At 37.9% G+C, this 11,686-nt stretch carries 12 protein-coding genes; 1 reads left to right on the forward strand and 11 read right to left on the reverse strand.

Going from position 1 to position 11,686, the window contains the following annotated elements:
- The first annotated feature begins 109 nt into the window (after positions 1-109).
- Positions 110-733 (forward strand): spore protease YyaC, encoded by a 624-nt coding sequence (gene yyaC, locus MKX47_RS19990; protein WP_340777641.1) that lies wholly within the window; start codon positions 110-112, stop codon positions 731-733.
- Here yyaC and MKX47_RS19995 read toward each other — a convergent pair.
- The 11 genes from MKX47_RS19995 to rpmH form a co-directional block, all read right to left on the reverse strand.
- The gene (locus MKX47_RS19995) at positions 650-1,357 is read right to left on the reverse strand and encodes a DUF554 domain-containing protein (protein WP_340777643.1); all 708 of its coding nucleotides are present in this window, start codon (positions 1,355-1,357) and stop codon (positions 650-652) included. The genes yyaC and MKX47_RS19995 overlap by 84 nt on opposite strands.
- A gap of 207 nt (positions 1,358-1,564) precedes the next feature.
- A complete protein-coding gene (locus MKX47_RS20000) occupies positions 1,565-2,410 on the reverse strand; it encodes a ParB/RepB/Spo0J family partition protein (protein ID WP_340777645.1) in 846 nt (281 codons plus the stop codon).
- Complete coding sequence (locus tag MKX47_RS20005; RefSeq protein ID WP_340777646.1) at positions 2,403-3,164, reverse strand: ParA family protein; 762 nt, start codon at positions 3,162-3,164, stop codon at positions 2,403-2,405. Before MKX47_RS20005 ends, MKX47_RS20000 begins: the two co-directional genes overlap by 8 nt.
- Before the next feature lie 234 nt (positions 3,165-3,398).
- Positions 3,399-4,286: a nucleoid occlusion protein gene (noc, locus tag MKX47_RS20010; RefSeq protein WP_340777649.1), complete on the reverse strand. Its 888-nt coding sequence runs from the start codon at positions 4,284-4,286 to the stop codon at positions 3,399-3,401.
- 180 nt (positions 4,287-4,466) lie between these two features.
- The gene (gene rsmG, locus MKX47_RS20015; RefSeq protein WP_340777651.1) at positions 4,467-5,183 is read right to left on the reverse strand and encodes a 16S rRNA (guanine(527)-N(7))-methyltransferase RsmG; all 717 of its coding nucleotides are present in this window, start codon (positions 5,181-5,183) and stop codon (positions 4,467-4,469) included.
- An 89-nt stretch (positions 5,184-5,272) separates the two neighbouring features.
- Positions 5,273-7,168 (reverse strand): tRNA uridine-5-carboxymethylaminomethyl(34) synthesis enzyme MnmG, encoded by a 1,896-nt coding sequence (gene mnmG, locus MKX47_RS20020; RefSeq protein WP_340777653.1) that lies wholly within the window; start codon positions 7,166-7,168, stop codon positions 5,273-5,275.
- 43 nt (positions 7,169-7,211) lie between these two features.
- Complete coding sequence (gene mnmE, locus MKX47_RS20025) at positions 7,212-8,597, reverse strand: tRNA uridine-5-carboxymethylaminomethyl(34) synthesis GTPase MnmE (RefSeq protein WP_340777655.1); 1,386 nt, start codon at positions 8,595-8,597, stop codon at positions 7,212-7,214.
- A 172-nt stretch (positions 8,598-8,769) separates the two neighbouring features.
- Positions 8,770-9,528: an RNA-binding cell elongation regulator Jag/EloR gene (jag, locus tag MKX47_RS20030; protein WP_340777657.1), complete on the reverse strand. Its 759-nt coding sequence runs from the start codon at positions 9,526-9,528 to the stop codon at positions 8,770-8,772.
- The gene (gene yidC / locus MKX47_RS20035) at positions 9,529-10,305 is read right to left on the reverse strand and encodes a membrane protein insertase YidC (protein WP_340777660.1); all 777 of its coding nucleotides are present in this window, start codon (positions 10,303-10,305) and stop codon (positions 9,529-9,531) included. It lies immediately after the preceding gene.
- Between the two features lie 199 nt (positions 10,306-10,504).
- Positions 10,505-10,858 carry a ribonuclease P protein component gene (gene rnpA, locus MKX47_RS20040; protein WP_340777662.1) on the reverse strand — a complete coding sequence of 118 codons (354 nt, stop codon included), beginning with the start codon at positions 10,856-10,858 and terminating at the stop codon, positions 10,505-10,507.
- Positions 10,859-10,948: 90 nt separating this feature from the next.
- Positions 10,949-11,083, reverse strand: coding sequence for a 50S ribosomal protein L34 (rpmH, locus tag MKX47_RS20045; RefSeq protein WP_008408389.1), 135 nt, complete (start codon positions 11,081-11,083; stop codon positions 10,949-10,951).
- Positions 11,084-11,686 lie beyond the last annotated feature (603 nt).

Below are 11,686 nucleotides of genomic sequence, written 5' to 3' on the forward strand. Positions count from 1 at the left end.
AATTTTTCACCTCTTGTATAACGTTGTTGCATATTGAATATACTGCATAAATATATCGTATTTTTTCATATTTCTCGAGTATTCTATTTTAATTTAAAGGAGTGTATACATGACACAAGCCTCTGAAAAAAATTATAGCATCCATTACGAGCAAACAAGCGCTGTGTGGGAGCTAAGTGAAATTTTGCTGCAACTGATTCCATTTGATCATGAAAATTTAGTATTTTGCTGTATCGGTACCGACCGTTCTACTGGTGATGCACTCGGTCCTATTATAGGTAGCCAATTACAACAAACATTTTCATTTCCATTTGAGATTGTTGGCACATTACAAGCACCGCTCCATGCACTGAATATTATCGACCGCCATAAGCAGCTGTATGAACAACAAGAGCCTTATATTGTAGCCATCGATGCTTGTTTAGGGGAGTCAACTGCCATCGGTTCTATTTTAGTTCAACCTGGTCCACTCTATCCGGGGAAGGCCGTCAATAAACAATTACCCCCAATTGGCGATTTAGCCATTAAGGGCATTGTCAATATCGGTGGATTTATGGAAGCCAAAGTACTTTCGAATACGCGACTTCATGTTACCTATTCAATGGGGGATAAAATTGCCCGTGCCCTTCTACTTGCGTGGCAGCGTCATTTATTGAAACGGAAAAATAATAGCTACCAAAATGGCTACAATAATAATCGCTGGCAGCAAATTGGCTACACGGATTTTCGTTAAATTCGCGATATTTAAACCAATCGCTAAAATCATCACACCACCCGTAGCAGTCATCTCTTTAATAAATAAATCGAGCGCCTCAGTTGGAATATAGGTGCTAATAACACCAGCTAATAATGCAATTGCCCCTTGATAGAACAAAACAGGCACGGCTGATAGCATGACTCCTATACCTAATGTTGATGCCAAAATAATTGCCATAAAACCATCGATAATGCCCTTTGTAATAAGGACATCATGATCATTACGCAAACCACTATCTAACGCGCCAATAATTGCCATCGAGCCAATAACAAAAATTAAAGAAGCTGTTACAAAACCTTGAGCAATCGTCCCTTTTTGCGCGCGTTTTCCAAATAGTGATTCCACCCATAACCCGAAGCGATTAAATTTCCCTTCAAGATTCAGCCATTCACCTATAACCGTACCCATTACTAAGCTAACAACAATTATTATAAAATTATTGCTTTCTAAGCCCATTTGAATACCTAACACCGCGATGACTAACCCGATAATCGTCATGATTGTTTGTTGCATCGTTTCTGGGATATTTTTAATTAATCGACCAAAAAAAGCACCAAGAACGATCAATAGGGCATTGATAAACGAACCAAGTAATACCATGAAGTATGCCTCTTTCTTTTCATAATAGTCTCGATTTTATCACGCGCATCGTATAACTTAAATTCCATGTTCAAAATTCCTTGATATATCTTCATAGAACCGATAGATCATGTAACAATCCATACATGACTATCAACCACCATCACCAAAGTTTCCAGTCTAAACACAAAGGGCTTGTCCTGATTATTTTCCGGACAAGCCCTTTCATTATGCTTCTTCAAGATTTAACATTTCCAAAATGCGCTGTAAATCGTCTTCTGAATAAAATTCAATTTCAATTTTCCCTTTATTCTTTGCCTTTTTAATTTGTACCTGTGTTCCAAAATATTCACGTAATTGTGATTCCGTTGCTTGCGTATGCACATCTTTGTTGGATTTCTTTGTTTCACGTGAAACAGCTTCGTTTAAATCTTGAATGTATTTTTCAAGCTGACGAACATTTAAATGATCCTTCATTACCTTATTCGCAACTTCAGGAATACGTCGCTTATTTTTTAAACCAAGCAAAGCGCGACCGTGCCCCATCGATAACTTTCCTTCATTTACAAGCTCACGTATAGCCTCAGGTAATTGCAATAAACGAATTAAATTGGCAATATGTGGACGACTTTTACCTAAGCGCTGGGCCAAATCCTCCTGTGTAAAATTTAAATTTACAATTAGGCTATTATACGCTTCTGCTTCTTCAATAGGCGTTAAATCTTCACGCTGTAAGTTTTCTAAAATCGCGACTTCCATCATTTGTTGTTCATTAAAATCACGCACAATGACAGGTACTTCCGTTAGTCCTGCAAGTTTTGCCGCACGATAACGACGTTCACCTGCAACAATTTCATATTTCTTTTCATTTTTACGAACAACAATGGGCTGAATAATTCCATGTTCATGGACTGATTGTGCTAGTTCCTCTATCGCGGCCTCATCAAAGCGTTTACGAGGTTGAAATGGATTTTTCAAAATTTTAGCGATCGCAATTTGCTGTACCTGGTCTTCCTTATGTACGGCTTCCTCACGAAACAATGCATCAATACCTTTTCCTAAACCTCTAACCATTTTTAATCACTTCCCTTGCAAACTCTAAATATACTTCTGAACCACGTGATTTAGCATCGTATAATATGACAGGCTTGCCGTGGCTAGGTGCTTCACTTAAACGGACATTACGTGGAATAATCGAGCGATACACTCGATCTTGGAAATAACGCTTTACTTCATCAATTACTTGTAAGCCTAAATTTGTACGTGCATCAAGCATCGTTAATAGAACTCCATCAATCACAAGCTCCTTATTTAAATGCTTTTGTACGAGGCGCACCGTCGATAATAGCTGGCTCAGTCCTTCTAGTGCATAATATTCGCATTGCACAGGAATAATTAACGCATCTGCTGCGGTTAGTGCATTGATCGTTAATAATCCTAAAGATGGCGGGCAATCTACAATAATAAAGTCAAAATTCCCCTTTATTTCTTGAACCGCCTTCTTTAAGCGGACCTCACGTGAAATGGTCGACACAAGCTCAATTTCAGCACCTGCAAGCGAAATTGTTGTTGGCACAATATACAAATTTTCTACATCCGTTCGTTGAATTACCTCTTTGATATCTTCATCATTAATGAGGACGTCATAAATACAGCTTTCCAAATCACCCTTTTTTACCCCGAGGCCGCTTGATGCGTTACCTTGGGGGTCGATATCGATTAATAACACTTTCTTTCCTAAATAAGCTAAACATGCACTTAAATTAACGGATGTCGTTGTTTTACCGACACCGCCCTTTTGATTGGCTATTGCAATAATACGTCCCATACTCGCACCTGCTTTCATCACTTCATTTTAGGTATATTAGTGAATCTATCTATCATTTTATGATGACTTTATTGACGTTTTTTTCTTCCGCTACTCTCATCTTATCAAAAAACGAAATAAAAAGTTGCATTAGAAAAACTAATTTTGACTCTCTATATGGATCCCCTTTAAAGTTTATTCTTTCTTGCCCACAAAAAAACCTTCTACATACAAAATACATAGAAGGCCAGTCGCTTATTTTTTCTTAGGAATTTTGACAGTGATTTGATAGTAATCCTCTGTATCTTCTTCCTCTGTTTTTAAATTAATTCCACTTTTGGTTACCATCGATAATGATTGCTTGATTGTGTTTAGTGCGATACGTACATCTTTACTAATTGCCTTACGAGTAGATTTGTGTTTTTTTACTTCTGGCTCTTCTGGTTGAAGAATTTTTTGAATTTGTTCTTCAAGCTGCCTTACATTCCAATCAAACTCTTTTGTTGCAGCGATTAATTGCATTTGTAATTGCTCATCTTTAATCGCAATTAATGCTCGTGCATGACGCTCTGAAATTTCACGATTTAATATAGCATCCTGCACAAATTGGGGAAGCTTTAATAAACGTAATTTATTGGCAACGGTTGATTGGCCTTTCCCCAAACGCTGAGCAAGTGCCTCTTGTGTTAGCGAATGCAATTCTAATAATTGTTGATAAGCAAGCGCTTCCTCAATAGCTGTTAATTCTTCACGTTGAAGGTTTTCAATAAGCGCAATCGATGCCGTTTCACGATCATTTAAATTACGCACAATAGCAGGTACTTCTGTCCATTGTAGCGATTTCATAGCACGATAGCGACGTTCGCCGGCAATAATTTCATAGCTACTTGCATCATCCGTGATTGGGCGGATTACAATTGGTTGAATGACACCATGTGTATGAATTGTTCTTGCTAATTCTTCAATCTTCTCATCATCAAAAACTGTACGTGGCTGATAACGGTTCGGAATAATTTTATCTATTGGAATTTTAACTACTTCTTCTGAAGCCATCGAGATATTCTCCATTACTTCTACTTCACTGTTTACTTCTGGCTGCTCCTTAGTCCCGCCTCCGAAAAAACGTGAAAAAGTACTTCTCATCCGTGTGGCACCACCTTTAAGAAACTGTCTAGTTCATATACAATATTATTTCTGATTCATTCAAAAATGTACAGTGTCCAATGAACAGTAATTTTATAAAAATTAACATAAATATAATTATGTATGCATCAAAAGACGAAAACATTTCATAATTTATATTTTTCTCTCAATTTACTAGATTTATTTTATCGGTGTTTTATTCGGAACACCTGGTTTACGTGGGTATTTTTTTGGTGTTGCTTTTACTTTATCAAAAACATAAAGCGAACGCTCACTTTCTTCGACTGGTAAAAGGAACGCGAACTCTTCTTTTAATTTTGCCCCTAATGTTGTAATCGCTTTTGCGGCATCCTTCATTTCTTCTGCCCCAGCTGCTGCTTTTAGTGCAACAAAGTAACCACCCTCTTTTGCAAGTGGGATACATAGCTCCGATAAAACAGATAGACGTGCAACTGCGCGTGCTGTAACAACATCAAACTGCTCACGGTAGTTGGCATTTTGACCGAACTCTTCTGCTCTTGCATGGACGAATGACATGTGATCTAAGTTTAATTCATTCGTTAAGTGATTTAAAAACGTAATGCGCTTATTTAAAGAATCGACAATCGTAATCTCTAAATGTGGGAAACAAATTTTAATTGGGATACTAGGGAAGCCCGCGCCTGCACCAACATCACACACGGTTGTTACTTTTGTGAAATCAAAGTAAAATGACGCGCTAATGGAATCGTAAAAGTGTTTTAAGTAGACACCTTCTAAATCTGTAATTGCTGTTAAGTTCATTTTTTCATTCCACTCTACTAATAGCTCAAAGTATTTGCGGAACTGTGCGATTTGCCCTTCAGAAAGCTCGATGCCCTTTTGCTTGAGGGCTTCAATAAACTGCTGCTCGTTCATAATAACGCTCCTTTTATACAATATAAGTCATTCTTGTTAGCTTATCATACATAAAGAACGAGCGCCTTTGAACAAGACGCTCTACTTCATTAATGACTGACTTTTGCAATTTTTCCTTGTTCAATATAGACAAGTAAAATCGAAATATCCGCTGGGTTCACACCTGCGATACGCGATGCCTGTGCGATGGATAGCGGGCGCACTTGCTTTAATTTTTGTAACGCCTCTGTAGCTAAGCTACTAATTGCATCATAATCAATATTTTCTGGGATTTTTTTATCCTCTAGCTTTTTCGTTTTTTCTACTTGTTGAAGCGCCTTTTGAATATAGCCCTCATATTTCAATTGAATTTCAACTTGCTCGCGAACTTCTTCACTTAATACTTCTTCAGTTGGCTCAATTAAACCTGCTACTAAATCATAGGTCATTTCTGTACGTTTCACAAAGTCTGAAGCACGAATACCATCTTTTAACTCTGTACCACCTACTGAGCGTACCGTAGCCTGTGTCTGCTCATTCGGTTTCACGATAATACTGCGTAAACGAGCAATTTCGTCTTCTATTTGCTGACGTTTTTTCGTAAAGCGCGCATAGCGTTCATCCGAAATTAAGCCTACTTGATGACCCACATCTGTTAAACGTAGATCGGCATTGTCATGACGCAGTAGTAAACGATATTCTGCGCGTGATGTTAATAAGCGGTATGGCTCGTTTGTACCTTTTGTTACTAGGTCATCAATTAACACGCCGATGTAAGCATCAGAACGCGAAAGAATCACTTCTTCTTTGCCTTGTACTTTCAGACCTGCATTTATCCCAGCCATTAAGCCTTGGCCTGCTGCTTCCTCATAGCCTGACGTACCATTTAATTGACCTGCCGTATATAAGCCTTGAATCGCTTTTGTTTCAAGCGTTGGCCATAACTGTGTCGGCACTATCGCATCATACTCAATGGCATAGCCCGCGCGCATAATTTCTGCATTTTCTAAGCCCGGAATGGAGGCAACCATTTTACGCTGCACATGCTCTGGTAAAGATGTTGAGAAGCCTTGAACGTAAACTTCTTGCGTGTCACGTCCTTCTGGCTCTAAGAAAATTTGATGACGTGGCTTATCCGCAAAGCGTGTAATTTTGTCTTCAATTGACGGGCAATAACGCGGACCTGTTCCTTTAATCATACCGGAGAACATCGGTGAAAGGTGTAGGTTCGCATTAATGATGTCATGCGTATTTTCGCTCGTATAGGTTAACCAACAAGGTAGCTGATCGGTAATAAATTCTGTTGTTTCATAGCTGAATGCACGTGGCTCTTCGTCACCCGGTTGAATTTCTGTTTTTGAATAATCAATCGTACGGCTATTTACACGTGGAGGCGTACCTGTTTTGAAACGCACCATATCAAATCCAAGTTCTTTTAAGTTATCCGCTAATTTAATCGATGGCTGTTGGTTGTTTGGACCAGATGAATATTTTAAATCACCGAGAATGATTTCACCGCGTAAAAAAGTACCTGTTGTTAAAATAACTGCATCTGCACGGTAGATAGCACCTACTTGTGTAAGCACACCTTTTACTTGGCCATCTTCAATAATTAATTCTTCTACCATTGCTTGGCGAATTTGAAGATTTTCCTCGTCCTCTAATAAGCGCTTCATTTCACGTTGGTAAAGCTGCTTGTCCGCTTGAGCACGTAATGCACGTACTGCTGGACCCTTTGCTGTATTTAGCATACGCATTTGAATATATGTTTTATCGATAACGCGTCCCATAAGACCACCTAATGCATCGATTTCACGTACAACAATCCCTTTTGCAGGACCGCCGACTGATGGATTACATGGCATGAACGCGATTAATTCTAAGTTGATTGTGAGCATTAATGTTTTTGCGCCAGTTTTTGCTGCGGCATAAGCAGCTTCAACACCAGCATGGCCTGAACCGACAACAATTACATCATAATTACCTGCTTCATATTGTGTTGACATGGATGTTCTTCCTTTCTGAATTTCTGCTTTAAAAGCACTTCAGTTATTTTCCTAAACAGAATTGTGAGAACAGCTGGTTAATTAAGCTTTCCTGCACAGTATCACCAATAATTTCGCCGAGAATTTCCCAAGTACGCGTAACGTCGATTTGAATCATATCCACCGGTACACCCGCTTCTGCTGCTTGTAATGCCTCTTCTATTACGGCTTGAGCCTGATGTAATAGCGCGATATGACGTGCATTGGAAACATAGGTTAAATCCTGTGACTCTACCTGTCCTTCAAAGAAGAGTGCCGCAATGGCTTCTTCAAGCTCGATTACACCCTCTTCTTTTAATAGTGAAGTCGTCACAACACGATGCTTTCCTGCAAGCTCATGTACACGATTTAAATCGATTTTACGTTCGATATCAGTTTTATTGACAACAACGATGTAATCCATCGCTTGAATCGTTTCAAATAAACGCTCGTCTTCTACCGTTAATTCCTCACCGTAGTTTAAAACGAGTAAAATTAAGTCTGCATCTTTTAACGCCTCTCGTGAACGCTCTACGCCAATACGCTCAACAATATCTTCCGTTTCACGAATACCTGCTGTATCAACTAAGCGTAAAGGTACGCCGCGCACATTTACATATTCTTCAATGATATCACGCGTTGTCCCGGCAATATCCGTAACAATTGCTTTGTTTTCTTGCACTAAACTATTTAAAAGTGAAGATTTCCCTACATTTGGACGACCTAATATAACCGTCGACAAACCTTCACGTAAAATTTTACCTTGCGATGACGTTTGTAAAAGCTTAATAATTTCATCACGTACCCAGCCGCATTTTTCCTGTAGCACTGGAATCGTCATTTCCTCTACATCATCATATTCTGGATAATCAATATTCACTTCGACTTGTGCAAGCGTTTCGATTAATGCTTGGCGTAGTGATGTGATTAAACGAGATAATTTCCCGTCCATTTGATTGAGTGCGACATTCATCGCGCGGTCTGTCTTTGCACGGATTAAATCCATGACAGCCTCTGCTTGTGACAGGTCGATACGGCCATTTAAAAAGGCACGCTTCGTAAATTCCCCAGGCTCTGCTAAACGCGCACCTGAACGTAACACAAGCTGTAATACACGATTTACTGACACAATACCACCATGACAATTAATCTCTACAACATCTTCACGTGTAAATGTTTTAGGACCACGCATCAAGGACAGCATTACTTCTTCTACAACTTCATCTGTTTTTGGATCAACTAAATGGCCGTAGTGAATCGTATGTGTTGGGACTTCCATTAAGCGTTTATTGTTTGGTGATTTAAATATTTTATCTGCAATTGCTACTGCTTCATCGCCACTTAAACGGACAATTGCAATAGCACCTTCTCCCATTGGTGTGGATATTGCAGTAATCGTATCGAATTCCATTTATATCCTCCTATATCAGCGTTATCCACATGTGGATAACTCACTTCCGAGCTATACTTTCTAACAATTTAGACTAACATATTTTAAGCAAAATCTAAAGTAATGAAGTTTTTCGAAACAGTCACAAAAAAACGACCTATCCCAAAAGAATAAGTCGCCGTTGTCTAAATGTTTATTTCACTGGTTCAATGACTAAATAACGATTCGGTTCAGTACCTTCTGAATGTGTTTCGATATCTAAACGATTTGCTAAAGCATTATGAATGATTTTGCGCTCGTATGATGCCATTGGTTCGAATGCAACCGGTTTTCGTGTACGAATTGCTTTGTCAGCCATACGAGCAGCAAGCTGTTCTAATGCGACTTGGCGACGTTCACGATAATCTTCTACATCCATTTGTAAAATCATAAACGATTTTGCTGATTTGTTTAAAATAAGCTGCGTTAATTGTTGCAAGCCGTTCAATGTTAGCCCGCGCTTACCAATTAGTAATGCGGCTTTTTCACTTGATAACTTAAATGACACGTTCTTGCCATCTGAAGTATGTTCAATTGCTAAATCTGTAACACCCATTTCTAAAGCAATGCTCATCAAGTAGTTTTTTGCTGCTTCAATTGGGTCAACTTGTGCAATTTCTTGCTCCATTAATTGCACATCGTGTACAGATATTAGCTCTTGTTTCACCGCTTCTTCAATTTCGACTTCCTTTTCAGGAGTCTCTTTTACTAAAACGGCTTCACTTTCTTGTTGTTGAATACTTTCTTTTACCGTTACACAAACTTCTGCGTTACGTGCTCCGAAACCTAAAAATCCTTTTTTACCTTCTTGTAAAACTTCCACATCAACTTGTTCACGACTATGGCCAAGCTTTTGTAACGCTAATGAGATCGCTTCTTCTACTGTTGCGCCTATTTGCGTAGTTTGTTTCACTTATTTCGCCCCTTTGTCAGTAGCATCCGGTTTATTTTTATTCCAAGGTTTATAAATTGCAAGGTTTTGTAATACAGAAATGATGTTACCTACTACCCAGTATAATGAAAGTGCTGCCGGTAAGATAATACCGAAACCAACGATCATTAATGGCATAATGTACATCATAATTTTCATTTGTGGGTTATCTACAGCTGGACCCGTCATTAGCACAACATACTGAATTAGACCCGCAATAACGGCAAATACAATACTTGGTTCTGCTAATGGAACCGATAAAAATGAACCTAACTCAAATGCAGGTGTCGCATTCATACGGCTAATTGCATGATAGAAACCAATTAAAATTGGCATTTGGATAAAAATTGGTAAACATCCAGCTAGTGGGTTAACCCCAGAAGTTTGCATTAACTGCATCATTTCTTGCTGGTATTTTTGTTGTGTAACCGCGTCTTTAGAGCTATATTTTGCTTGTAACTCTTTTAACTTCGGTTGAATTTCTTGCATTTTTTTAGAGCTTTTAACTTGCTTGATCGTCAAAGGTAAAATGATTAAACGAATAATAATTGTTACAATAATAATTGCAAACGCATAATTCGCTACATTGCCTTCAAACATATCTGCAAATAGTTTGATAAATGATACTAGTGGCCAAACGATGTATTCATTCCAAAAGCCTTCACTTTTAGATGAAATCGGTTGGTCAAACTCTGTACAGCCTGATAACAGTAAAGCAACTGATACAAGCGACAGCATTATCCAAAGATTTTTCTTCAATCTTCTTCCTCCTAAAGCAAAACTATTCAGTTAATATGACACCAGTTTATCATGTGCGCCTATTTGTACACTACTAATTGTTTCGATAATTTAAAAATTAATCCCTTTTTATTTCAAACTATTGAATTGTTTATTTAAAAAATATTGCCTATTAGAAAAACAGATTCCGCGCCATATAGCGTGAAATCTTGTTTTTGCATTATTGCTTTGGTGAACCTTTATACACTCTTGCAACTTTCAAAACATGCTGCAAGCTTTTTTTAGTTTCATGAAAATCTAACATGGCCGCCTGCGTTCTGGCGATAATAACATAATCGTAATCTTGTTTTACTTCATCTTTCATTTCCAGAAAAGCTTGGCGAATATAACGCTTCACTTGAACACGTGTGACTGCGTTTCCTACTTTTTTGCTCACTGATAAGCCAATACGAAACGCCTGTTGGTCCTGCTGCTTTAAGCAATACACGACAAATTGGCGATTCGCAAATGACTTACCTTTTTTAAACACCTTTTGAAAATCTTCATTTTTCTTAATGCGTTGGCGTTTATTCATTATCCATTCACCTGCTCCATCTAATCATTGGTACTTTTTTGCTTCGTACAATATAAAAGAAAAAAAGACCACTGATGTGGCTCAGTGGACTTATGCTGATAATACTTTTCTTCCTTTTTTACGACGACGAGCTAATACGTTACGGCCGTTTTTTGTACTCATACGAGCGCGGAAACCGTGAACTTTGCTGTGCTTACGTTTTTTAGGTTGGTACGTACGTTTCATTTATATACACCTCCTGAATCTGAGTGTTACTATATCTATTTCTACATACAGACCATGACATTATATAAATAAATAGTACTCTTTGTCAATGGCTCTATTTAATTTTTCTATTTTTATTTACAGGTCCTCTTACAATCCCCCTCCCATTCCTTTAAAACAGTTATCCACAAAATTTTTCATAGTTTAAATAAACGCTGTGCATAATTATTTTTGCTTAAAATTTATCCACAACCGTTATCTACAACTTTTTCACATAAACAATACCTGTGGACAACTTGTACGTGTATAGTTTATTATTATGTGGATAAAGTCGTTTAAGTATTGAATTAACACACTTTATTTGATACGATAGTTGTGTTTTACTTTGTGGAAATCTTTTCTGGGAAATATTTTATCCACAATTGTTAATAATCTGTGGACAAAGATTTCCACTGAATTTGAATAACGTTTATCCACAACATGTGGTTATGTGTATGAGATGCCATTTTACTTAAAAATGCATACTAAAAATAGCTCTGTTTTCTATTAATTATTTTTTAACAGAGCCTTTCTTTATTTATATACGAATCAATATTGAACTGACTTATGAAAGGAAGAACGAGC

Source organism: Solibacillus sp. FSL R7-0668 (genome assembly GCF_038006205.1).
In the GTDB taxonomy this organism is placed as follows: Bacteria; Bacillota; Bacilli; order Bacillales_A; family Planococcaceae; genus Solibacillus.

Coding starts and splice junctions, on each gene's coding strand:
- MKX47_RS19995 (WP_340777643.1), bottom strand. CDS start 1,357: ATGGTATTACTTGGTTCGTTTATCAATGCCCTATTGATCGTTCTTGGT.
- rnpA (WP_340777662.1), bottom strand. CDS start 10,858: ATGAATAAACGCCAACGCATTAAGAAAAATGAAGATTTTCAAAAGGTG.
- mnmE (WP_340777655.1), bottom strand. CDS start 8,597: ATGGAATTCGATACGATTACTGCAATATCCACACCAATGGGAGAAGGT.
- MKX47_RS20000 (WP_340777645.1), bottom strand. CDS start 2,410: ATGGTTAGAGGTTTAGGAAAAGGTATTGATGCATTGTTTCGTGAGGAA.
- mnmG (WP_340777653.1), bottom strand. CDS start 7,168: ATGTCAACACAATATGAAGCAGGTAATTATGATGTAATTGTTGTCGGT.
- rsmG (WP_340777651.1), bottom strand. CDS start 5,183: ATGAACGAGCAGCAGTTTATTGAAGCCCTCAAGCAAAAGGGCATCGAG.
- noc (WP_340777649.1), bottom strand. CDS start 4,286: ATGAGAAGTACTTTTTCACGTTTTTTCGGAGGCGGGACTAAGGAGCAG.
- rpmH (WP_008408389.1), bottom strand. CDS start 11,083: ATGAAACGTACGTACCAACCTAAAAAACGTAAGCACAGCAAAGTTCAC.
- MKX47_RS20005 (WP_340777646.1), bottom strand. CDS start 3,164: ATGGGACGTATTATTGCAATAGCCAATCAAAAGGGCGGTGTCGGTAAA.
- yyaC (WP_340777641.1), top strand. CDS start 110: ATGACACAAGCCTCTGAAAAAAATTATAGCATCCATTACGAGCAAACA.